The following is a 21,038-nucleotide window of genomic DNA, read 5'->3' on the forward strand; positions in this document are numbered from 1 at the left end:
ACCGAATTATTCGTAATTCGCCGAATGACAAAGGAGCATGCAAATGAGTGAAGTTCTGACCTATCGGGCTGCGGCCCCGACCGACTGGCCCGCGATCGAGGGCTTGCTGCTGGCAGCGCGCTTGCCGCTGGAGGGCGCGCGCGAGCACCTGGCGCATTTCCTGGTCGGCGAGGCTGGCGGCACGGTGCTGGCAGCGGGCGGCTTTGAGCATTATGGCGCGGCAGTGCTGCTGCGCTCCTTCGTCGTGGCCGAGCGGCTGCGCGGGCAGGGCACGGGCGCGCAATTGCTGGACGCCTTGCGTGGCCAGGCGCTGGCGGAAGGGGTGCAGGCCATGTACCTGCTGACTACCACGGCGGCCGGCTTTTTCGGCAAGCATGGCTTCCAGCGCATCGAGCGCGATGCGGCGCCGGCGGCCTTGCAGGCCTCGCGCGAGTTCCAGGGCGTGTGTCCGGCGTCGGCCACGCTGATGAAGGCCGAGGTGGCCGGCGCGCCGGCGGCGCTGCCGGTGGCCGTCATCGGCGCCGGTCCCGTCGGGCTGGCGGCCGCGGCCCACCTGCTGGCGCGCGGCTTCACGCCGCTGGTGCTGGAAGCCGGCGCCGATGTGGGCGCGAACCTCGCGGGCTATCGCCATGTGCGCCTGTTCTCGCCGTGGCAGTACAACATCGACCACGCGGCGCGCGGCTTGCTGCAGGCGCATGGCTGGAGCGCGCCGCCGGCCGGCGAGCTGCCGACGGCAGGCGAGGTCGTCGAGCGCTACCTGAAACCGCTGGCGCGGTTGCCGCTGCTGGCGCCGCACATCCGCACCGGGCAGCGGGTGCTGCAGCTGGCGCGCGCCGGCTTCGACAAAGTCAAGAGCCGCGGGCGCGGAGCGGCGCCGTTTAGCGTGCGCACGGAAAGCGCGCAGGGCGAGCAGGAATTCCTGGTGCAGGCGGTGATCGATGCCAGCGGCACCTGGTCGCAGCCGAATCCCCTCGGCGCCAATGGCTTGCCGGCACTGGGCGAGGCGGCCGCGCGCGGCCGTATTGATTACGGCATGCCCGATGTGCTGCGCGCGGCGCGCGCCGACTTTGCCGGAAAGCGTGTGCTGGTGGTTGGCGCAGGCCATTCGGCGGCGGGCAGCCTGCTGGCGCTGGCGCAACTGGCGGAAGAAGCGCCCGGCACCCAACTGGTCTGGGCTGTGCGCGGCGAGCTGCCGGCCAAAGTGTTCGGCGGCGGCGAAGCCGATGGCCTGCCGGCGCGCGGCCAGCTCGGCCTGCGCCTGCGCGCGCTGAAGGACTCGGGCCGGCTCGAATTGCATACGGGTTTCCACATCCGCGCCATCGCGCCCGAGGGCGCTGCGTTGCGCGTGGTGGGGGCGGATGCGGCGGGCGCCACCCGCGGCATCGAGGGCATTGAGCGCATCATCGCGGCCACCGGCGCGCGGCCCAACCTGCACCTGACGCGCGAACTGCGCGTGCGCCACGATCCCTGGCTGGAAAGCACGGACGCCCTGGCGCCCCTGATCGACCCGAACGAACATAGCTGCGGCACCGTGCGCCCGCATGGCCATCGTGAACTGGCGCACCCGGAGCCCGGCTACTACGCGGTGGGCGCCAAGAGTTACGGCCGCGCGCCCAACTTCCTGATGGCGACCGGCTACGAGCAAGTGCGGTCCGTGGTGGCGGCGCTGGCCGGGGACCTGGCGGCGGCCGACGATGTGCAGCTGGAGCTGCCGGAAACCGGCGTTTGCAACACCCGCGTCGCCGAGGACTGTTGCGGCGGGCCGGCGCCGCAAGGCGAAGGCGCCTGCTGCGCGCTGGACGCGGCGCAAAAGGCCGGCGGCGGCGCCGGCTGCGGCGGTTCGCCGTCGTGCCGGCCACGCCAGACTGCCGGGTCAGGGTGCTGCGCATGAAGGCGGCGCTGCGCAATGCGTTCCAGCGCGGCTTCCTGCCGCTGGCGATACTGGCCAGCGTGGCCACGTTCGCCTTGGCGCGCGCAACCGGAGGCGACCTGGCGCTGGCCGCTGTCGCCCCCTCAGCGGTGACCTTGCTGCTGGCGTTGCTGGCGGAGCGCGTCATGCCTTACCGTGCGCAGTGGACGCGCTCGCTGGGCGATACCGGCACCGACCTGGCCAGCGCGCTGCTCCTGTTCGCCCTGGTCGACCCGCTGCTGAAGTGGCTGGCGCCCATGGCCGTTGGCGTCGAGCTGTTCCCGCTGCAGTGGCCATTCGCCTTGCAAGTGGCGCTGGCCACGCTGCTGGCGGAATTCGGCCACTACTGGTCGCACCGCCTGCACCATGCGCGGCCGGCCCTGTGGTGGCTGCATGCCCTGCACCATGGCAGCGCAAGGCTGTATGCGCTGAATAACTTCCGCATCCATCCGCTGAACTATGCGCTCAATTACTTGCTGGGCATCGTCCCGCTGTTCGCAATCGGCGCGCCGCAGGATGTGGTGCTGGCCTACTTGGCGCTGACCTTGCCGGTGCTGATGACACAGCACGCCAACCTGCCGCTGCGCAGCGGGTGGCTGAACTACGTCTTCAGCACCAACGAGGTGCACCGCTGGCACCATTCCGCCCGGAGCGGGGAGGGCGACAGCAACTTTGGCCGCGCGCTGGTGCTCTGGGACCAGGTGTTCGGCACCTTCCGCTACCAGGCGCAGGGCAATGACCCCGCGCGCGTCGGCCTGTACGGCGGCAGCCGCTATCCGGCGCGCGCATCGTTTGGCGGGCAGCTGTTCTCGATGTTCACGCCAGGGTGCTGCCGGTGAGGCGCGACACCGTGCAGGTGGTGGTGCTGGGCCTGACGCAGGTGATTTCCTGGGGCATCCTGTACTACGCCTTCGGTGTCATGGCGCCTGCCATCCAGGCCGACCTGCGCCTGTCGCCGGCCCAGTTGTACGGCGCCTTTTCCTGGGCGGTGCTGGTGGCCGGGCTGGCTTCGCTACCGGTTGGCATCGTCATCGACCGCGTCGGCGGCCGGCGCGTCATGGCGGCGGGCTCCCTGGTATCCGGCTGCGGCCTGCTGGCGCTGGCCTGGAGCAGCGGGCTGGCGGGCTACTTCGCCGCCTGGACCATCATGGGACTGGGCATGGCGATGACCTTGTACGAGGCCGCCTTCGCCACCCTGAACCGCAGCCTGCGCGAGGCTTCGCGCAAGGCGATATCCAACGTCACGCTGCTGGGCGGACTGGCCAGCACCGTGTTCTGGCCCTTGACCGCGTGGCTGCTGGGGCGGCAGGACTGGCGCTACGTGTGCATGGTGTTTGCGCTGGCTTTGCTGCTGGCCTGCCTGCCCATGCACTTGCTGCTGGATGATGGCGCGGCGCCCGCCCCGACGCCGCAGGGCAAGGACGCTGCGCAGCAGTACTCCCTGCGGCAGGCGCTGGCGCAGCCGGTGTTCTGGCTGCTGGCCAGCGTGTTCGCGGCGCACGCCTTCGTCTTTTCGGCGCTGTCGGTGCACCTGCTGCCCTTGATCGGCAAGATCGGCCACGCTGAACAGTTGGCCGTGATGCTGGCGGCGCTGATCGGGCCGATGCAGGTAGCGGGCCGGCTGATCGAACGCTTCCTGGTGGGGCGCGCCACGCCGCAAGCGGTGGGCGTGGCCACATTCGCCGGCTTGCCGGCGGCGCTGCTGGTGCTGTACCTGCAAGGCGCCAGCGCCTGGGCGGTGGCCTTGTTCTGCGTCCTGTACGGCATGACCAACGGCGTGCTGACCATCCTGCGCGGCACCTTGCCGCAGGCGGTATTCGGCCATGCGCACTACGGCGCCATTGCCGGTGCCCTGGCCGCGCCTTCGCTCATCGCCAAGGCGGCGGCGCCCCTGTTGCTGGCCCTGGTGCTCGACGGGGGCGGCTACGACGGGCTGTTGGCAGGGCTGTTCCTGTTGTCGCTGGCGTCGTTCGGCCTTTACGTCTTTGCGGTGCGCAGCCATGCGCGCAGCAGGTGGCGGTCCTGGGTATCGATGTGAAAGGGCAGCCATTCGCGCAGGGCCGACAGGGCGCGCTGCGCCGGGACCGGGTCGTCCTGGTCCAGCGCGGCGGCGGCGTGGTGCAGGCCGGCCAGCATGCGCGCGTGCTGCTCGCGGTGCAGGTGGGCATCGGCGCAGTCGAAGCTTTCCATCAAGCGCTCTTCGAAGCGGAAATCAAGCTCGATATTGGCCACCAGTTGCGCAAAGGCGGAAGCGAACTGCTCGGGCGGCAGTGCCAGCGCGCGCACGGCCATGTCCAGCAGCCGGTCGTGCAACTGGTCCAGCGCCGTCGCGCAGTCCTGGGCGGCGTTTGATGGATGGGTCAGGCGCATGCGGTTTTCCTTCGCGTGGGGGAGTCCATCCCCAGTCTGCGCCCGGCGGCGCCGCCTGCTCCATGATCTGGATCAAGGCATGCTGGGATCAGGCGTTGGCCAGCGGCAGGCGCACACGCACCACGGTGCCCTGGCCGTCGGGCTTGCGCGCGATCTCGATTTTGCCGTGGTGCAACTCGACGATCTCCTGCACGATGGCCAGCCCCAGCCCGTGGCCGCCCGGCACGGCGCCCGGCAGGCGGTAGTAGGGCGTGAACAGCTTGTCGATTTCCTGCTCGGGAATCGGGTGGCCGTCGTTGGCCACTTCCAGCACGGCGCAGTTGTCCCCGCGCGCCAGGCGCACCTGGATTTCGCCCTGCGGCGCGCCATGCTGGGATGCGTTGTCGACCAGGTTTTGCAGCAGGCGCCGCAACTGGGTGGGTTCGCCCCACACCGCGCAATCCTGCCCGGCATCCAGCCAGATGCCCTGGCCGCGCCGGTCCAGCAGCGGCTCCATGGCGCCGATCACGTCGCAGCACAGCGCTTGCAGGGACAGGCTTTGCAGCTGCACCTGGTCGCCGCCGGCGGCGATCCGGCTCAGGGTCAGCAGCTGCTCCGCCAGCTTGCTGGTGCGGCGCGCGCCGGCCATGGCCTGCTCCAGCGAGGCGTCGCGCTGCTCGGGCGTGGCGGCGCGCAGGGCGTTCTCCAGGTGCAGCTGGAGGGCGGCGATCGGGGTGCGGATTTCATGCGCGGCGGCGTTCAGGAAGCGCTGCTCGCGCTCGAAGGCGGCGCGGATGCGGTCCAGCAGGTGGTTCAACTCGGTGACGATGGGCGCCATTTCCAGCGGCGTCTCCGGCAGCGTGAGCGGCTCCAGCGATTCCGGTTCGCGCGCGGCGATGCGGGACGCCAGCTCGGACAAGGGGCGCATATTGTGCAGGATCAGGAAATTGACGGCGGCCAGCATCAGCAGCCCGCCGATGGCGAGCGGCACCAGGATCGATTTCCCGATATCGTCCGACATCTCCTGCCGCACTTCGTCCTTCTCGGCCGCCATCACCCACACCGCGCCTGAGCGCAGGGCGAACACCTGCCAGTAGGCGCCGTCGGCGTGGTTTTCCGAGTAGCCGGCGCGCAGCGGCGCCAGCGCCTGCGACGGCGCCGAGGCCGATTTGGCCAGCAGCACGCCGTCATTGCGCCAGACCTGGAAGGCGATCTTGGTCTCGTAGCGGTGGCCGAACACTTCCGGTTCGTCGCTGGTGATGGTTTCCAGTTCGTGCGGCAGGTCGATGATGATGGGCTGGCTGACCGTGGCGTGCTCCAGCTGGCGCGCCACCAGCGACTCCAGCACGCGCGCCGAGGTGGCCAGGCGCGCGCTGAACAGTTCATCGGATTCGTGCCGCGCCACGCCGCGCGCGCCGATGCCGATGCCGAGGAAGATCAGCAGCATGCAAATCAGGGTGGCGGCCACCAGGCGCCGCCGCGCCGAGTACAGGTGGGTGCTCATGCGGCCAGGTCGCCCATGCGGTAGCCGACGCCGCGGATGGTCTTGATGACGCTGGGCGTGATCTTGCGCCGCAGGTGGTGCACGTGCACGTCGATGGTGTTGCTTTCCGCCCCTTCGCCCCAGCCGTACAGCGATTCTTCGAGCTGGGCGCGGTTGAACACGCGCTGCGGATTTTCCGCCAGCTGCAGCAGGAGCATGAACTCCAGGCGCTGCAGCTCGACCGGGCGGCCCTGCCAGGTGGCGCTCAGGCTTTCCGGGTTGAGCGACAGCTCGCCCAGGGTCAACTGGTTGACCTGGCGCCCGCTGCGGCGGCGCAGCAGCACGCGCATGCGCGCCAGCAGTTCGTCCAGTTCGAACGGCTTGGTCAGGTAGTCGTCGGCGCCCAGGTCCAGGCCCTGCACCCGGTCGCGCGTCGAATCGCGCGCCGACAGCACCAGCACCGGGATCGGGTTGTCGCGCGCGCGCAGGGCCTGCAGCACGGCGGTGCCGTCCAGCGTGGGCAGGCCCAGGTCCAGCACCAGCAGGTCGAACTGGGTCAGCGCCAGGGCCTGGATGGCGGCCGGACCGTCGTCGACATGCTCCACCGTGTAGTTGGCGCGGCGCAGCGCAACCTGCAGGCCGCTGGCCAGCGAGGGATCATCTTCCACCAGCAATATTTTCAACGGCAGTGACTCCTATGCATTACTTGCGTTTGGCGGCAATCTTCGCCAGCAGCTGCTCGATTTCCCCGCGCCGGCCTTCATCGGCCACCTTGCGGCCCGGACGCGGCGCCGCCTGCAGCGCTTTGTTCAGGGCCCGCTCCGCTTCGGCATACTCGCCCTTGCGGAACAGGAAGTCGCCGTAGAAGTAGTTCGGGTCGATGCCGTCCGGATTGATCGCCAGGCCCTTTTTCAGGTATTCCAGTGCCTTCTTGTCGTCGCCAAAACCAATCGGCCAGCCCGGCACCTGGTAGTACAGGGAGCCCAGGCTGGTGTAGGCAGAGCCGTTCAACGCGTCCGGATTGATGGCAATCGCCTGTTCCAGCGCCTTCCTGGCGCTTTTCACGTGCGACAGCGCACCCAGGCCGCCCTTGGCGCCGGCATACGTCGATTCAATGATAGCGTACCAGATCAGCACGTCGGCACTGCCGGGATTGCCGGCGGCGGTCTTTTGCGCCTCGGCCACCAGTTGTTCGTACTGCGCTTCCTGCGCCGCAGCGGGCGTCTTGTAGCGGATCTGTTCCCATTTTTGCTGCAGGTTGCTGACGTCCTCCGGCACGCCAGCCAAGGCGATGGAGACCGGCAGCAGAAGCAGGGCGGCGAGTTTGGCGAGGGTTTTCATGGGGTTTCTCCTTGATGTTATTTGGGCAGGTATTGGCGGATCACGGCCAGCTGCTTGCGGATGGCGTCGTCCGGCAGGGATGGCAGCAGGCGGTTCAGCATGACGAAAAAGCTTTCCTTGCGGCCCATGGTGGCTTGCCACGCGGTGCCGGCCAGGAAGTCGGCAAAGGCGTCGGCCACGGCTTCCGGGCTGTCTTCGGCAGTGCCAAGGGCGCTGTTCATGGCGTTTACCGCCGAACTATTGATGCTGGTGCGGGTGGCGCGCGGGGCGAAGTAGCGCACCTCGATCGCGCTGTCGGACAGCTCGCGCCGCAGCGCCTGGGAAAACCCTTTCAGGCCGGCCTTGCTGGCGCCATAGGCGGCGAAACCGGGGTAGCCGAGCAGGCCGAACACCGAGCCGATATTCACCACTTGCGCCGCCGGCGCCTGGTGCAGCAGCGGCAGCAGGCGGCGCGTCAGCAGCATGGGCGCCAGCAGGTTGGTATCGAGCATGGCGCGCATGGCTTCCGGCGCTTGCGTCTCGAAGCTGTGGAACTGGCTGATCCCGGCGTTGTTGACCAGCAGGTTGACGCCGCCCATGGCGCGCGCCGCCTGCTCGATGGCGTCCAGCGTGGTGGGCGCTGTCAGGTCGCCGCACACGACCTGCACCTGCGGGCCCAGTTCGGCGCGCAGGGCGGCCAGCGGCGCCGGCTGGCGGCCCACCAGCAGCAGGGCATCGGCCTGCGGCGCCAGGCGGCGCGCGATGGCCGAGCCGATGCCGCCGCCGGCGCCGGTCAGCACGGCGCGGTATCGTTGCGGGGTGCGACGGCCCATGTCACGCCGCCTGTTCAAACAGGGCGCTGCCGTGCGGCAGGCTGCGGAACACGTCGCCGTACAGCTTGTACATCATGCGCGCCACATGCAGCACGGCTTGCTGGTCTTCGGCGCGCTGCAGGCGGTTGACCAGGCCTTCAAAGAAGGCGACGTGGCCGATATCCAGGCTGCCGTGCGAATTCAGGTAGCTGAAAGCCTCCGGCGGCAGTCCCAGGGCGCCGCGCAGGGTGTCGGCGGCATGCGTGGCCAGGGCGATGCTGGTGCCTTCCAGCACATGCACCATGCCGAAGAAGCCGACCGGATTGGCGCGGTCGATCTGGTGGTAGGCGTAGGCCACCATCAGTTCGGTGCTGGCATGGGGCTGGCTGCGGCGCACCGCTTCGGCATCGCCGCCGCAGGCGGCGATGTCGTTCAGGATCCATTCCTGGTGCCCCACTTCCTCCTCGATGTACTCGGCAATGGCTTCGCGCAGCCATTCGTAGTCGGGGCCCAGGCGGCTGCCGCAGGCCATCAGCAGCGGCACGGTGTGGCGCACGTGGTGGTAGGCCTGGCCCAGGAAGGCGGTGTACTGCGCCGTGCTGGCCTGGCCGCGCAGCGCGTCCTGGATGATGGGGATGGCGAACATCTGCTGGCGTTCGGTGTCGCTGCCAGCCTTCAGGGTCTCGAAAAAGCTCATGCGGTTTGCTCCGTGTGGTCGTACAGTGAGGCGATCAGCGCGGCATGCTGCTGCACGATCGCATTGCGGCGCGGGCGGCCGTTGGCGGTGGCCAGGCCGTTGGCCGGGGTGAAGGGCGGCACCAGGGTCCAGCGCCGCACCTGGGCGTAGTCGGGCAGCTCGCGGTTGGCCAGCTCGACCGCCTGCTGCAGCTGCGCCAGCGTGACCTGCGGCGCGGCCGGCACCAGCAGGGCCGCCAGCCAGGGCTGGCCGTCGCCCACCACCAGCGCCTGCGCCAGCAGGCCGCTGCCCATCAGGGCTGCCTCCGGCCATTCAGGCGAGACGTTGCGGCCGAAGCCGGTGATCAGGATGTCCTTCTTGCGGCCGTCGATGTACAGGTAGCCGTCCGGGTCCAGGTGGCCCAGGTCGCCGCTTGCCAGCCAGCCGCCGGTGGCCGGCGCCTGGCCCAGGTAGTGCGCCAGCGCGCCGCCCACTTCGATTTCGCCATCGGCGGCGATGCGCACCGGGCGGTGCGGCAGCGGCTTGCCGACGCTGCCGGCGCGTTCGGCGCCCGGCAGGTTGAGCGCCACCACCGAGCAGCATTCCGACAGGCCGTAGCCTTCGAACACGGGCAGGCCGCGCGCGCGGGCCGCCGCCAGCAGGCGCGCCGGGACTTTGGCGCCGCCCACGGCAATGAAGCGCAGGCTGGCGGCGCGCTGGTCGCCGGGCGCCAGGGCCGCCAGCAGGGCCTGCAGCATTTGTGGCAGCACGATGATGCTGTGGGCCGCGTAGCGCGCGATGGCGTCCAGGCAGCGCTGCGGGTCGAACTGGCTGGCGCCGGCCAGGCCCACTTCGGCCAGCGGCGGGCAAATCGTGGTGGCCCCGCTCAGCATGGCGGTATAGGGGCCGGCGATATTCTCCAGTAGCACGGCGAACGGCAACAGGCATAGGTGGCGTTCCAGGCGCAGCGGCGCCACGCCTTGCTGCAGGGCGCGCGCCACCTCCCATTGCTGCGCGGTGGACAGGCAAACGCCTTTCGGCGCCGCCGTGGTGCCGGAAGTGAAGGTGATCTTCTGCGTCGCCGCCGGGCCGGGCTGGGCGCTGGGCGCGGCGGCCTGGTACAGCTGCAGGGGGCCGCCGCAATCGAGCGCTTCGCCGAAACCAAAAGCCGCCAGCGGTGCGCCCGGCGGCGCCAGCACGGCGCTGGCGCCGCTTTCCTGCAGCACGTGGGCCCATTGCGGCGGCGTGAAGAAGAGCGGCAGCGGCACCAGGGTCAGGCCGAGCTGCTGGGTGGCCAGGTCGGCCGCCAGCCATTCCGGGCTGTTGTCGGCCAGGATGGCGACCGGCGCCTGCGGCGCGCGGCGCGTCTGCAGCACCGCGCACAGGCGGGCGATGCGGGCCGCCAGGGCGGCCCCATCCAGGCTGCGGCTGCCGTCGTCCAGCACCGGACGGCCGGCGGGGAAAGTCTCAGGAAAGTTGTGTGTAACCATAGTGGATATCGCCAAACATGACTTTGGGGTGGGTGTCGTAATAGCTGCCCCAGTGCTGGCCGCCATCGGGCAGGCGCGCCGGGTCGGCCGGCGCCAGCACATGCGGTTGCAGGCGCAGGCGGCTGAAGGAGTTGAGCAGGCTGACGGTGGCGGTAAACACCACCCAGCGCAGGCCCAGGGTGTTGAGCAGCTGGGTGGTGCTGATGATCAGGGCGCGCGCCGCGCCGGGATGGGTGGCGGCCAGGTTGCCCACTTCGACAATGGCGGCGCGCTCGACCGGCTTGCGCGCGTGGGCGCTGATGGCCGTTTCCACCGGGGCGTCCAGATAGTGCTCCAGGAATAGCGGCCCGAGCGCGGCGGGCGTGTAGCCCAGGCCGGCGATCCAGCGGCCGTCGCCGGCGCGCACGCCGAGCAGCATTTCGCTGAAATGGCTGACTTCCGCCCCGTAACTGGCGCGGAAGGAGTCGGCGATAAAGGCTTCCAGCGCGGCCCGCCCCGGTGCGCCGCGCGGGAACAGTTCGGTGCGGCCCGCCGCAGGGGCGTGGGTGGCGGGTAAATCGGCATTGGCGCTCAGCATGGCATCCCTCGGCTAAAACAACGGTTGGGATGACTGTATGCAAGGAACATTATCCCGGGATTAAGCGGATAAACTTGATCGCGGTCATGTTCGATTGGCAACCCGGCCGCTAAGGTGGTCGCATGCGGATAGGGGGAGCGGATGGCGAATGAGGATTTGCACGGCCTGAGCAGCGCGCAAGCGCGCCAGCGCCTGGAGCAGGATGGGCCCAACAGCTTGCCGGCGCCGGTGCGCCGCTTGCCGCAACTGCTATGGCGCACCGCCAGCGAACCGATGTTCCTCTTGCTGCTGTGCGCGGCCGGCCTGTACCTGGCGCTGGGCGACTGGCTGGAAGGGCTGGTGCTGCTGGCGATGGTGGGCCTGACCATCGGCCTGACCCTGTTCCAGGAAGGGAAGACGGAGCGCGCGCTGCAGGCGCTGCGCGACCTGAGCAGCCCGCGCGCCCTGGTCTGGCGCGATGGCCGCGCGCAGCGCATCGCCGGCAGTGAGCTGGTGCGCGGCGACCTGCTGCTGCTGGCCGAAGGCGACCGCGTCGCGGCCGACGCGGTGCTGCTGCGCGCGAACAACCTGCGGGTCGATGAATCGCTGCTGACCGGCGAGGCCTGGGCCGTGGGCAAGCAGGCGACCCTGGGCGAACCGGGGCCGGCGGCGCCGGGCGGCGACGGCACGCCTTACCTGTGGTCCGGCACCATGGTGCTGGAAGGCGATGGGGTGGCGCGCGTGACGGCCACCGGCGCCGGCACGGAGCTGGGCAAGATCGGGCGCAGCCTGCAGGGCATCGGCGCCGAGCTGTCGCCGCTGCAGCGCGAATCGGGCCGCATGATCCGCCTGCTGGCCTTGTGCGGCATCGCCATCAGCGTGTTGGTCGGCCTGCTGTACGGCTGGCGCACCGGGGCCTGGATGCCGGCCATCCTGGCCGGTATTGCGCTGTCCATGTCGCTGCTGCCGGAAGAATTCCCCGTCATCCTGACCGTGTTCCCGGCCATCGGCGCCTGGCGCCTGGCGCGCGCCCAGGTGCTGACACGGCGCCTGGCCGCGATCGAGGCGCTGGGCGCGATCACGGTGCTGTGCACCGACAAGACCGGCACCCTGACGCAGAACCGCATGCGGGTCGGCCAGCTGTATGCCGCCGGTGCCTTGCTGCAGGTGGCCGATGGCGCGCCGCTGCCGGAGGGGCCCTTAGCCGAACTGGCGCTGTTTGCCGCCCTGGCCAGCAAACAGCGCCCGAGCGACCCGATGGAGCTGGCCTTGCACGCCGTGGCCGGCGCGGCGCGCCAGGACAGCCCCTTGCGCGAATACCCGCTGGCGCCGACCCTGCGCGCCATGACCCTGGTGTGGGACGATGGCGCGGCCGGCGCCACGGTGGCCGCCAAGGGCGCACCGGAAGCCATTGCCGCCTTATGCCGCCTGGCGCCGCCCGCAATGGCGCAATTGCGCGCCGCCGCCGATCAGATGGCGGCGCAGGGCTTGCGCGTGCTGGCAGTGGCGCGCGCCGCGCATGCGCCCGAGGCGCTGCCGCAGGCGCAGGACGGTTTCGCCTATACCTGGCTAGGCCTGGTGGGCCTGGCCGACCCGCTGCGCGCCGAGGTGCCGGAGGCGATCGGCCAATGCCATGCGGCCGGCATCCGCGTGCTGATGATTACCGGCGATTACCCGGTCACCGCCGCCAGCATCGCGCGCCAGGCCGGCTTGCCGGGGCCGACGGTGCTGAACGGCGACACGCTCGATGCGCTGGATGACGCCGCGCTGCGCCGCGAGCTGGCGACGGCCAGCGTGTGCGCCCGCATCAGCCCCCTGCAAAAGCTGCGCATCGTGGAAGCGCTGAAAGCCAACGGCGAGGTAGTGGCCATGACCGGCGACGGCGTGAACGATGCGCCGGCGCTGAAGGCGGCCCATGTCGGCATCGCCATGGGCCAGCGCGGCACCGACGTGGCGCGCGAGGCGGCGGCCCTGGTGCTGCTGGACGATAACTTCGCCTCCATCGTGCGCGGCATCCGCCTGGGACGGCGCATTTTCGCCAATATGCGCAGCGCCATGTGCTATGTGCTGGCGATCCACGTGCCGATTGCCGGCATGGCCTTGCTGCCGGCGCTGCTGGGGTGGCCGGTCTTGCTGTACCCGATGCATATCGCCTTCCTGGAGCTGATTATCGACCCCGCCTGTTCGCTCGCCTTCGAGAACGAAGCGTCCGACGCGCAGGCGATGCGCCAGCCGCCGCGCCGCGTCGGCGCCCCCTTGCTGGCCTGGCCGACCGTGCTGCGCGCCCTGCTGCAGGGCGCTGTGGCACTGTCGGTAGCGGGGCTGGCCTATGCCTGGGCGCAGGCGGCCTTGCCCGAACCGACGGCGCGCGCCACCGGCTTCGCCGTGCTGGTGCTGGCCAACCTGGCCCTGATTTTCACCAGCCTGGCGCGGCGCCGCAGCGTGCTGGCGCAACTGGCGGCCAGCAACCGCGCGCCGCTGCTGGTGGCCGGCGTGGCGCTGGCCACCTTGCTGCTGGTGCTCTACCTGCCGCCGGTGGCGGGCGCCTTCCAGTTCGGCGCGCTGGGGCTGCGCGAGCTGGGCGTGGTGCTGGGCTGCGGCGCGCTGTGCCTGGCCGGCAGTGAAGCGATCAACCGTGCCGCTGCGCTGGTGCAGCGGCAAGAAGCGAAAGGGAAGTATGAGCATCCGCAATCTTGAATACCTGTTCCAGCCGCGTTCCGTGGCGCTGGTGGGCGCTTCGGAGCGCCCGCACAGCGTGGGCGCCACCGTGCTGGCCAACCTGCTGCAGGGCGGCTTTGCCGGCGCCATCATGCCGGTCAACCCCAAGTACCGCACGCTGGGCGGGCGCCCGGTGGCGCCCAGCGTGCGCGAGTTGCCGCAGGTGCCCGACCTGGCCGTGATCTGCACCCCGCCCGCCACGGTGCCGGGCCTGGTGGCGGAGCTGGGCGAGCTGGGTTGCCGCGCCGTGGTGGTGATCACCGCCGGGCTGGACGCGGCGCTCAAGCAGGCCATGCTGGCTGCGGCGCGGCGCCATATGGTGCGCATCCTCGGGCCCAATTGCGTCGGGCTGCTGGTGCCGGGCATCGGCCTGAATGCCAGTTTCGCCCATTTGCCGGCCTTGCCCGGCAAGCTGGCCTTTGTTTCGCAGTCGGGCGCCATGGTGACCGGCGTGCTGGATTGGGCGCGTTCGCGCGGCATCGGCTTCTCGCGCTTCATTTCGATGGGCGACAGCAGCGACGTCGATTTCGGCGACGTGCTCGATTACCTGGCGGACGACGGCGCGACCCAGGCCGTCCTGCTGTATGTTGAAGACGTGCGCGCGGCGCGCAAATTCATGTCGGCGGCGCGCGCCGCGGCGCGCAGCAAGCCGGTGCTGGTGGTCAAGTCGGGCCGCTTTGCCGAAGGGGCGCGCGCCGCCGCTTCGCACACCGGCGCGCTGGCCGGCTCGGATGCGGTGTACGACGCCGCCTTCCGCCGCGCCGGCATGCTGCGCGTGCTGACCACCGAGGAGTTGTTCGCGGCGGTCGAGACGCTGGCCGGTGGCAAGCCGCTGGCGGGCGAGCGCATGGCGATTCTGACTAATGGCGGCGGGCCGGGCGTGCTGGCCACGGACGCTCTGGTCGGCGCGGGCGGTACCCTGGCCACGCTGGCGCCGCACACCATGCGCCGCCTGGAGGAAGTGCTGCCGGCCACCTGGTCGCGCGGCAATCCGGTCGACATCATCGGCGACGCGCCGGGCACGCGCTATAGCCAGGCCTTGCAGGCCCTGCTGCAGGATGAGGGCGTGGACGCGGTGCTGGTGCTGCACGCGCCCACTGCCATCGTGCCGCCGCTGGAAGCGGCGCAGGCGGTGGCGGACACCGCGCGCGGCGCGGCGCGCAATGTACTGGCCTGCTGGCTGGGCGGCGAGGGCATGGTGCCGGCGCGCAGCGTGCTGGGCACGGCCGGCATCGCCAACTACGCCACGCCGGAGGAGGCGGTGGCCGGCTTCATGCAGATGGTGAATTACCGCCGCGCGCAGCAGGCGCTGATGGAAGTGCCGGCCGCCAGCAGCGGCGAATGGCGGCGCGACCGGGAACGGGCGCGCGCCATCATCGGCGCCGCCTTGCAGCGCGGCGGCGGCCTGCTGGGCGAGGCGGAGGCCAAGGAAGTGCTGGCCTGCTACGGTGTGCCGGTGGTGGAAACCGCCATCGCCGACCGGGTCGAGGCGGCGGTGCTGCTGGCCGAGCGCATCGGCTTCCCGGTGGCGCTGAAGATCCTCTCACCCGACATCAACCACAAGAGCGATGTGGGCGGCGTGGTGCTGGACCTGGAATCGGCGCCGGCGGTGCGTACGGCGGCGCTGGCCATGCGCGAACGCCTGCATGCCTTGCTGCCGCAGGCGCACCTGCGCGGCTTCACCGTGCAGGCCATGGCGCGCCGGCCCGGCGCGCATGAGCTGATCGTGGGCGCCAGCAGCGACCCGGTCTTCGGCCCGGTCATCCTGTTCGGCCAGGGCGGGGTGGCGGTGGAAACCGTCGCCGACCGCGCACTGGCGCTGCCGCCGCTGAACATGGCGCTGGCACGCGACCTGATCGGGCGCACCCGGGTGGCGCGCCTGCTGGCCGGCTATCGCGGGCGGCCGGCGGCCGACGTGGCGGCGGTGGCGCAAGTACTGCTGCGCATTTCCACGCTGCTGGCCGATTTGCCGGAAGTGCAGGAGCTCGATATCAATCCGCTGCTGGCCGACGCGCAGGGCGTGCTGGCGCTAGACGCGCGCATGAGCGTGGCGCCTGCCGCCAGTGCCGGCGCCGCGCGCTTTGCCATCCGCCCGTATCCGGAGGAACTGGAGGAAAGCGCGGCATGGGACGGCGGCAGCGTGCTGCTGCGGCCGATCCGCCCGGAGGACGCGCCGCAGCACGCCGCCTTCTTCGCCGCGCTGACGCCGGAAGATGTGCGTTTCCGCCTGTTCGAGCACATGCCGACGCTGCCGCCGGCGCAGCTGGCGCGCTGGACACAGATCGACTATGAGCGCGAGATGGCCTTCATCGCCACGCGCAGCGGCCCCAATGGCCCGGAAACGCTGGGCGTGGCGCGCGCCGTGGCCGACCCGGACAATGTCGGGGCGGAGTTCGCCATTATCGTGCGCTCCGACCTGAAGGGGCGCGGGCTGGGCGCGCTGCTGCTGGAAAAGCTGCTGCGCTATTGCCGCGCGCGCGGCTTGCAGGAAGTGTTGGGCGAGGCGCTGCCGGAGAACAGCCGCATGCTGCAACTGGCGCACCAACTGGGCTTTGAGGTGGGCCAGTCAGCGCAGCAGGGCAGCATGCGCCTGCGGCTGCATCTGGCGCCGGCGGCGCGCTAGCGGGGCGCGCTGCCGGCCCGCACCTGCGCCTGCATCTGGCGCGGCGTGCTGCCAAACCAGCGTTTGCAGCTGCGCGTCAGCACCGACACTTCGGCATAGCCGAGGATGTGAGCGATCTGGGTCATGCCTGGGCCGGCGGCAAGGGCGGCCAGTTGCAGGAACTGCTCCTTGCGCACGTCGTCCACCAGTTGTTCGAAGGTTACGCCTTCCGCCGCCAGGCGCCGTTGCAGGGTGCGCGGGTGGACCGACAGGGCGCGCGCAATTTCCGTGTGGCGCGCGTGGCCGGCGCTCAGGAAGTTGCGCACCAGGCGCCGCACCCGGTCGGCCAGCAGCGCATGCCGCTTGCTATCCAGCTGCTCCAGGAAGCCCAGCGCCAGTTCCTTCATATGCGGGTCGTTCTGCGCCACCGCCACTTGCAGGTCGCTCACGCGCAGGCGCACCGTGGCCGCCGGCGCCTGGAAGGCGACCGGGCAACGGTAGGCCTGGCGGTAGGCTTCCGGCGGCGCCACCGGGGCGTGCGGCAGCGTGACGCGCTGCGGCTGGATGCGGCCGCCCGTCAGCACCTGCAGGCCCTGGCACACGATGCCCAGCGCCAGGCTGATGACCTGCGGGCGCGCGGTCAGGCTGGCGTGCTCGATATTGAACACCACGTCCACCAGCTCCGGGCTGCCGGGCACCAGCTGTGCCTCCAGCTTTAACGCAGGGCTGTGCACGAAGATATAGCGCGAGGCCAGGGCCAGCGCATCGCCCACCGTGTCGGCATGGCGCAGCAGCACCGCCACCGGACCGAGCATGCTGATGCCGCGCGCCTGCGCCAGGCGCAGGCCCAGGTCGGGACAGCGGCCCAGCGCGGCGGAGTGCTCCAGCAGGTTGATGAAGGCCTGGTACGGGATCAGCAGGTCGGGGTCGTGCAGCGCCTGCGGCGGAATGCCGAAACGCCCCAGCAGGGTGGGTACGTCCAGCCCCAGGCCCTTGGCCAGGACTTCGAAGGTCGAGAGGGTGGCGGAGCGAACCAGGACCGTCATGGGGGCGCGGGTGGGTGGATGGATGGTGTCGCCAAGTGTTAACTTATTGTCGTCAAATGTCAATACAGGGCGGCTGGGTGGGATCATGATCTGCCTATACCAATACAGGAGACCCCAATGGCAAACGGCGCCCAGGCAATGCTGCGCACCCTGATCAACGCAGGCGTGGAAGTCTGTTTCACCAACCCCGGCACGTCCGAAATGCACTTCGTGGCAGCGCTCGACACGGCGCCCGAAATGCGCGCGGTGCTGACCCTGTTCGAGGGCGTGGCCACCGGCGCGGCCGATGGTTATGCGCGCATGGCGGGCAAACCCGCGTCCACCCTGCTGCATCTGGGGTGCGGCCTGGGGAACGGCCTGGCCAACCTGCATAACGCGCGCAAGGGCCGGGTGCCGGTGGTGAATATCGTCGGCGACCACGCCACCTACCACACCAAATTCGACGCCCAGCTGCAATCGGATATCGAGACGGCGGCACGCAATGTCTCGACCTGGGTGCGCACCTCGCAAAGCACGCAGCAGCTGTGCCAGGATGTGGTGGAGGCGGTGACGGCGGCCAAGGGGCCGCCAGGCCAGGTGGCGACCCTGATCCTGCCGGCCGACGTGTCCTGGGGCGAGGGTGCGGCGGCGTTGCCCGCGCCGGCGCCGGTGCCGCCGCCGCTGGCGGACGATGCGCTGATCGAGCGCATTGCCAGCGTGCTGAAAAAGGGCGGCAAGACTGCCATCCTGCTGGGCGGGCGGGCACTGCGCGAACCGGCACTGCTGGCGGCGGGTCGGATTGCGGCCCAATGCGGCGTGAAACTGTACGCGGAAGTCTTCCCGACCCGCTTCGAGCGCGGCGCCGGCCTGCCGCATGCGGAGCGTATCGCCTACCTGGCGGAGATGGCGTCGGTGCAGCTGGCCGGCCTGGAAAACCTGGTGCTGGTCGATGCCAGGGCGCCGGTATCGTTCTTCGCCTATCCCGGCAAAAAGAGCTACCTGGTGCCGGACGGCTGCAGCGTGCACGAACTGGCTTTGCCAGGCGAGGATGCAGTGGGCAGCCTGCAGCGCCTGTGCCAGGTGGTTGGCGCGGCCCAGGCTACGCCGCTGCTGCAGCCGGAGAAGCGCCCGGGCCGACCGCGTGGCAAGCTCACCGCGGAAAAGGTGTGCAAGGCGGTCGGCCACCTGCTGCCGGACAACGCCATCATCGTCGACGAAGCCCAGACTTCCGGCACCATGCTGCCCATGTTCACCGCCGGCGCACCGCGCCACGATGTGCTGGCGCTGACCGGCGGCGCCATCGGCCAGGGGCTGCCGGCGGCGGTGGGCGCCGCCGTGGCTTGCCCGGACCGCCCGGTGCTGGCCCTGGTCGGCGACGGCTCGTCGATGTACACCATCCAGGCCCTGTGGACCATGGCGCGCGAAAAGCTGAACGTGGTGTCGGTCATCTTCAACAACCATTCCTACGGCATCCTGAACATCGAGCTGGAACGCGTGGGCGCGGAAAAAGCCGGCCCCAAGGCCAGGTCGCAGCTGGACCTGAACGGCCCGGGGCTGGACTTCGTGCAACTGGCGCAAGGCATGGGCGTGCCCGCCACGCGCGCGCATACGGCGGAGGAATTCACGGCGGCGCTGGAGCGCGCTTTTGCCACGCCCGGCCCGCACCTGATCGAGGCGGTGGTGCCCAGCGTGTTCTCCGGCCTCAAGCTGCGCGTGCTGCCTTACCTGCTGCGTTCCCTGGAAAACCTGCCGCAGCCGGTGGCGCGCGCGCTCAAGCGCAAGGTCGCGCCATGAGCCAGGTGATCCAGTCCGATGTGCTGGTGGTGGGCGGCGGCCTGGCCGGCCTGGTCGCCGCACTGGAATGCCTGCAGGCGGGCCAGCGCGTGACCGTGGTGGACCGAGATTCCCGCGAGCGCCTGGGCGGCCTGGCGCGCTGGGCATTCGGCGGCATGGCGCTGGTGGGAACGCCGCTGCAGGCGCGCATGAAGATCCCGGACACGCCAGAACGCGCGCTGGCCGACTGGGTGCGCTTTGGCGAACTGGATGAAGCCGATGCCTTCCCCCTGGCCTGGGCGCGCCATTACGTGGAGCATTCGCGCAGCGAAGTGTATGACTGGCTGGGCAGCCACGGGCTCAAGTTCCTGCCGGCCGTGAACTGGGTCGAGCGCGGCCTGCATGGGGAAGGCAATTCACTGCCGCGCTACCACGTGCTGTGGGGCACCTCGCGCCTGCTGGCCAGCACCATGATCGATGCCGTGCAGCGCGCGGGGGAGGGCGGCAAGCTTGCCCTGTTAAGCCGCACCCGCATCACGGGCCTCGATTACGCCGGCGGCGCGCTGTCCGGCGCCAGCGGCGTGAACGAGGAAACGGGCGAGGAGCTGCGCTTCGCAGCGCCGGTGGTGGTGCTGGCGATGGGCGGCATCAATGGCGGGCACGAGGAGGTGCGCGCCAACTGGCCGCCCGGCACGCCGCAACCGGCCAGCATGCTGAATGGCGCCCATCCTTATTCGGACGGCAAGCTGCACCGGCTGGTGGCAGGCCTTGGCGGCAGCATCAAGGCCGCCGGGGAGATGTGGAATTACGCCGCCGGCTTCCCGCACCCGCAGCCGCATTTCGAGGGCCACGGCCTGTCCTCGATCCCGTGCAAGTCGGCCTTGTGGCTGGACCATCGCGGCCGCCGCATCGGGCCTGAGCCGTTGGTCACCGGCTTCGATACCCGCCACCTGTGCCGGCGCGTGGCGGCGCTGGAGCAGCCATGGACCTGGCATTTGCTGAACTGGCGCATCGCCGCCAAGGAACTGGCGATCTCCGGCGCCGAGCATAACCAGCGCATCCGCGACCGCCAGATGGTTCACTTCCTGCGCGAGACGCTGCTGGGCAACCACCGCCTGGTGCGCCAGTTGATGGAGGAGAGCCGCCACTTCCTGGTGGACGATACGCTGGCCGGGCTGGCCGCGAAAATGAATGCGCTGGCATGCGGTGACCATGTGCGGCCCGAGGTGCTGCAAGCCACGGCGGACGCCTTCGACGCCAATTTCGCGAATGGGGACAAGCTGCACAACGACGACCAGATCCGCCGCATCCTGCACGCCCGCCAGTGGGGACCGGACCGGCTGCGCACCTGCAAGCCCGCGCCGCTGCAGCAACGCGGCGCCGGTCCGTATATCGCGATCCAGATGCAACTGGTCACGCGCAAGAGCCTGGGCGGCCTGGTGACGGATATGCAAAGCCGCGTGCTGGATGCGCGCGGCGCCCCGCTGCCCGGGCTGTATTCAGTGGGCGAGGCGGCCGGTTTCGGCGGCGGCGGCGCCTGCGGCAAGCGTTCGCTGGAAGGCACTTTCCTGCCCGGCTGCATCCTGACCGCGCGCGCCGCCGCCCGCCATATCAGAACTGGACGCGCGCGCCCACAGTAAGCAGGCTCGCTTCGCTCTTGGTCAGGTAGCTGGCTTCCAGGTTCAGCGACCAGTTGCGGCCAAGGGCGTAGCTCACGCCTGCGCCAAGGACCGGTTCGGTTTCGTGCTTGTCGCCGAGGTTGGCGCGGTTGGACTTCATGGTGGTGCGGCCCAGGCCGGCGCGGCCGAACAGGGACAAGGAATCGGCGAGCCCGGTGCTGGCAACGGCGGCTACGCCGTAATGGCTGTCCGGGTAGTAGCCGGCGTCCGCAAAGGCGCCGCGGAACGGGTCCAGGCTCAGGCCGCGCGTGTAAAGCTCGAAGGCCAGGTGCGGCTTGTACTGGTAGCCCACGGCGAAGCTGACGGTGGCGTCATTGCCGCTATCGGCATACTTCGACGAGACGGATGCGCGGCCCACATCGGTGGACAGGTAGACGCTCTGTGCGAACGCCGGGGCGGCCACAGCCAGCAGGCCGCAGGCGATGAAGTGACGGATGTAGTGCATGGGGACTCCTTGAATGGAAGGTAAGGGGATCGGGCGCTGATACTACTGGTTAATTACTATTCTGGCAATCTTGCTCCCAAGCCGATAGTTGTTAACTGTTTCTGTGGAAAACTCTGTTAACAAGGCTCATGCGTCCTTCTTAAGTGCTTGATTCACTGCATAAAAATCTTGCTGCGCAAATTTTTAGCACTCAGGCATGAG

General features: G+C 69.9%; 17 protein-coding genes. 7 read left to right on the top strand and 10 right to left on the bottom strand.

Annotated elements, in window-relative coordinates; all coding sequences use genetic code 11:
- Positions 1–43 precede the first annotated feature (43 nt).
- Genes arsN2 through GTP41_RS14030 form a run of 3 tightly spaced genes read left to right on the top strand, consistent with a single transcriptional unit; the run spans position 44 to position 3,947 of the window.
- Entirely contained in the window at positions 44–1,891 is a 1,848-nt protein-coding gene (gene arsN2, locus GTP41_RS14020) for an arsenic resistance N-acetyltransferase ArsN2 (protein WP_161026189.1), read from the top strand.
- Positions 1,888–2,748 (top strand): sterol desaturase family protein, encoded by an 861-nt coding sequence (locus GTP41_RS14025; protein WP_161026190.1) that lies wholly within the window; start codon positions 1,888–1,890, stop codon positions 2,746–2,748. The genes arsN2 and GTP41_RS14025 overlap by 4 nt, the downstream gene beginning before the upstream one ends.
- Positions 2,745–3,947 carry an MFS transporter gene (locus tag GTP41_RS14030; RefSeq protein WP_371867356.1) on the top strand — a complete coding sequence of 401 codons (1,203 nt, stop codon included), beginning with the start codon at positions 2,745–2,747 and terminating at the stop codon, positions 3,945–3,947. Before GTP41_RS14025 ends, GTP41_RS14030 begins: the two co-directional genes overlap by 4 nt.
- On the opposite strand, the gene GTP41_RS14035 is transcribed toward GTP41_RS14030, so the two are convergent.
- From GTP41_RS14035 to GTP41_RS14070, 8 genes are all read right to left on the bottom strand, one after another.
- Positions 3,887–4,279, bottom strand: coding sequence for a bacteriohemerythrin (locus GTP41_RS14035; RefSeq protein ID WP_161026191.1), 393 nt, complete (start codon positions 4,277–4,279; stop codon positions 3,887–3,889). The two genes, GTP41_RS14030 and GTP41_RS14035, sit on opposite strands and share 61 nt — an antisense overlap.
- Before the next feature lie 88 nt (positions 4,280–4,367).
- Positions 4,368–5,762, bottom strand: coding sequence for a sensor histidine kinase (locus GTP41_RS14040; protein ID WP_161026192.1), 1,395 nt, complete (start codon positions 5,760–5,762; stop codon positions 4,368–4,370).
- Positions 5,759–6,424 (bottom strand): response regulator transcription factor, encoded by a 666-nt coding sequence (locus tag GTP41_RS14045; RefSeq protein WP_161026193.1) that lies wholly within the window; start codon positions 6,422–6,424, stop codon positions 5,759–5,761. The genes GTP41_RS14040 and GTP41_RS14045 overlap by 4 nt, the downstream gene beginning before the upstream one ends.
- A gap of 19 nt (positions 6,425–6,443) precedes the next feature.
- Positions 6,444–7,082: a tetratricopeptide repeat protein gene (locus GTP41_RS14050; protein WP_161026194.1), complete on the bottom strand. Its 639-nt coding sequence runs from the start codon at positions 7,080–7,082 to the stop codon at positions 6,444–6,446.
- 17 nt (positions 7,083–7,099) lie between these two features.
- Entirely contained in the window at positions 7,100–7,894 is a 795-nt protein-coding gene (locus GTP41_RS14055; protein WP_161026195.1) for an SDR family oxidoreductase, read from the bottom strand.
- 1 nt (position 7,895) lies between these two features.
- On the bottom strand, positions 7,896–8,570 hold the full coding sequence (locus GTP41_RS14060; protein ID WP_161026196.1) for an iron-containing redox enzyme family protein: 675 nt from the start codon (positions 8,568–8,570) through the stop codon (positions 7,896–7,898).
- Complete coding sequence (locus tag GTP41_RS14065; RefSeq protein WP_161026197.1) at positions 8,567–10,039, bottom strand: AMP-binding protein; 1,473 nt, start codon at positions 10,037–10,039, stop codon at positions 8,567–8,569. The genes GTP41_RS14060 and GTP41_RS14065 overlap by 4 nt, the downstream gene beginning before the upstream one ends.
- Positions 10,017–10,616, bottom strand: coding sequence for a thermostable hemolysin (locus GTP41_RS14070; RefSeq protein ID WP_161026198.1), 600 nt, complete (start codon positions 10,614–10,616; stop codon positions 10,017–10,019). Before GTP41_RS14070 ends, GTP41_RS14065 begins: the two co-directional genes overlap by 23 nt.
- Positions 10,617–10,757: 141 nt before the next feature.
- Here GTP41_RS14070 and GTP41_RS14075 point away from each other — a divergent pair, with 141 nt between their 5' ends.
- Positions 10,758–13,292 (top strand): cation-translocating P-type ATPase, encoded by a 2,535-nt coding sequence (locus tag GTP41_RS14075; RefSeq protein WP_161026199.1) that lies wholly within the window; start codon positions 10,758–10,760, stop codon positions 13,290–13,292.
- Entirely contained in the window at positions 13,273–15,936 is a 2,664-nt protein-coding gene (locus GTP41_RS14080) for a bifunctional acetate--CoA ligase family protein/GNAT family N-acetyltransferase (protein WP_161026200.1), read from the top strand. The genes GTP41_RS14075 and GTP41_RS14080 overlap by 20 nt, the downstream gene beginning before the upstream one ends.
- Here the strand turns inward: GTP41_RS14080 and GTP41_RS14085 are convergent.
- Positions 15,933–16,961 carry an AraC family transcriptional regulator gene (locus GTP41_RS14085; RefSeq protein ID WP_161026201.1) on the bottom strand — a complete coding sequence of 343 codons (1,029 nt, stop codon included), beginning with the start codon at positions 16,959–16,961 and terminating at the stop codon, positions 15,933–15,935. The two genes, GTP41_RS14080 and GTP41_RS14085, sit on opposite strands and share 4 nt — an antisense overlap.
- A gap of 117 nt (positions 16,962–17,078) precedes the next feature.
- On the opposite strand from GTP41_RS14085, the gene GTP41_RS14090 reads away from it, so the two are divergent.
- The gene (locus tag GTP41_RS14090) at positions 17,079–18,734 is read left to right on the top strand and encodes an acetolactate synthase large subunit (RefSeq protein ID WP_161026202.1); all 1,656 of its coding nucleotides are present in this window, start codon (positions 17,079–17,081) and stop codon (positions 18,732–18,734) included.
- On the top strand, positions 18,731–20,353 hold the full coding sequence (locus GTP41_RS14095) for an FAD-dependent oxidoreductase (RefSeq protein ID WP_161026203.1): 1,623 nt from the start codon (positions 18,731–18,733) through the stop codon (positions 20,351–20,353). The genes GTP41_RS14090 and GTP41_RS14095 overlap by 4 nt, the downstream gene beginning before the upstream one ends.
- Here the strand turns inward: GTP41_RS14095 and GTP41_RS14100 are convergent.
- Positions 20,325–20,837 carry an outer membrane beta-barrel protein gene (locus tag GTP41_RS14100; protein WP_161026204.1) on the bottom strand — a complete coding sequence of 171 codons (513 nt, stop codon included), beginning with the start codon at positions 20,835–20,837 and terminating at the stop codon, positions 20,325–20,327. The genes GTP41_RS14095 and GTP41_RS14100 overlap by 29 nt on opposite strands.
- Positions 20,838–21,038: the final 201 nt, after the last annotated feature.

It is taken from the genome of Pseudoduganella guangdongensis, assembly GCF_009857475.1.
GTDB classification, from domain to species: Bacteria; Pseudomonadota; Gammaproteobacteria; order Burkholderiales; family Burkholderiaceae_D; genus Rugamonas; species Rugamonas guangdongensis.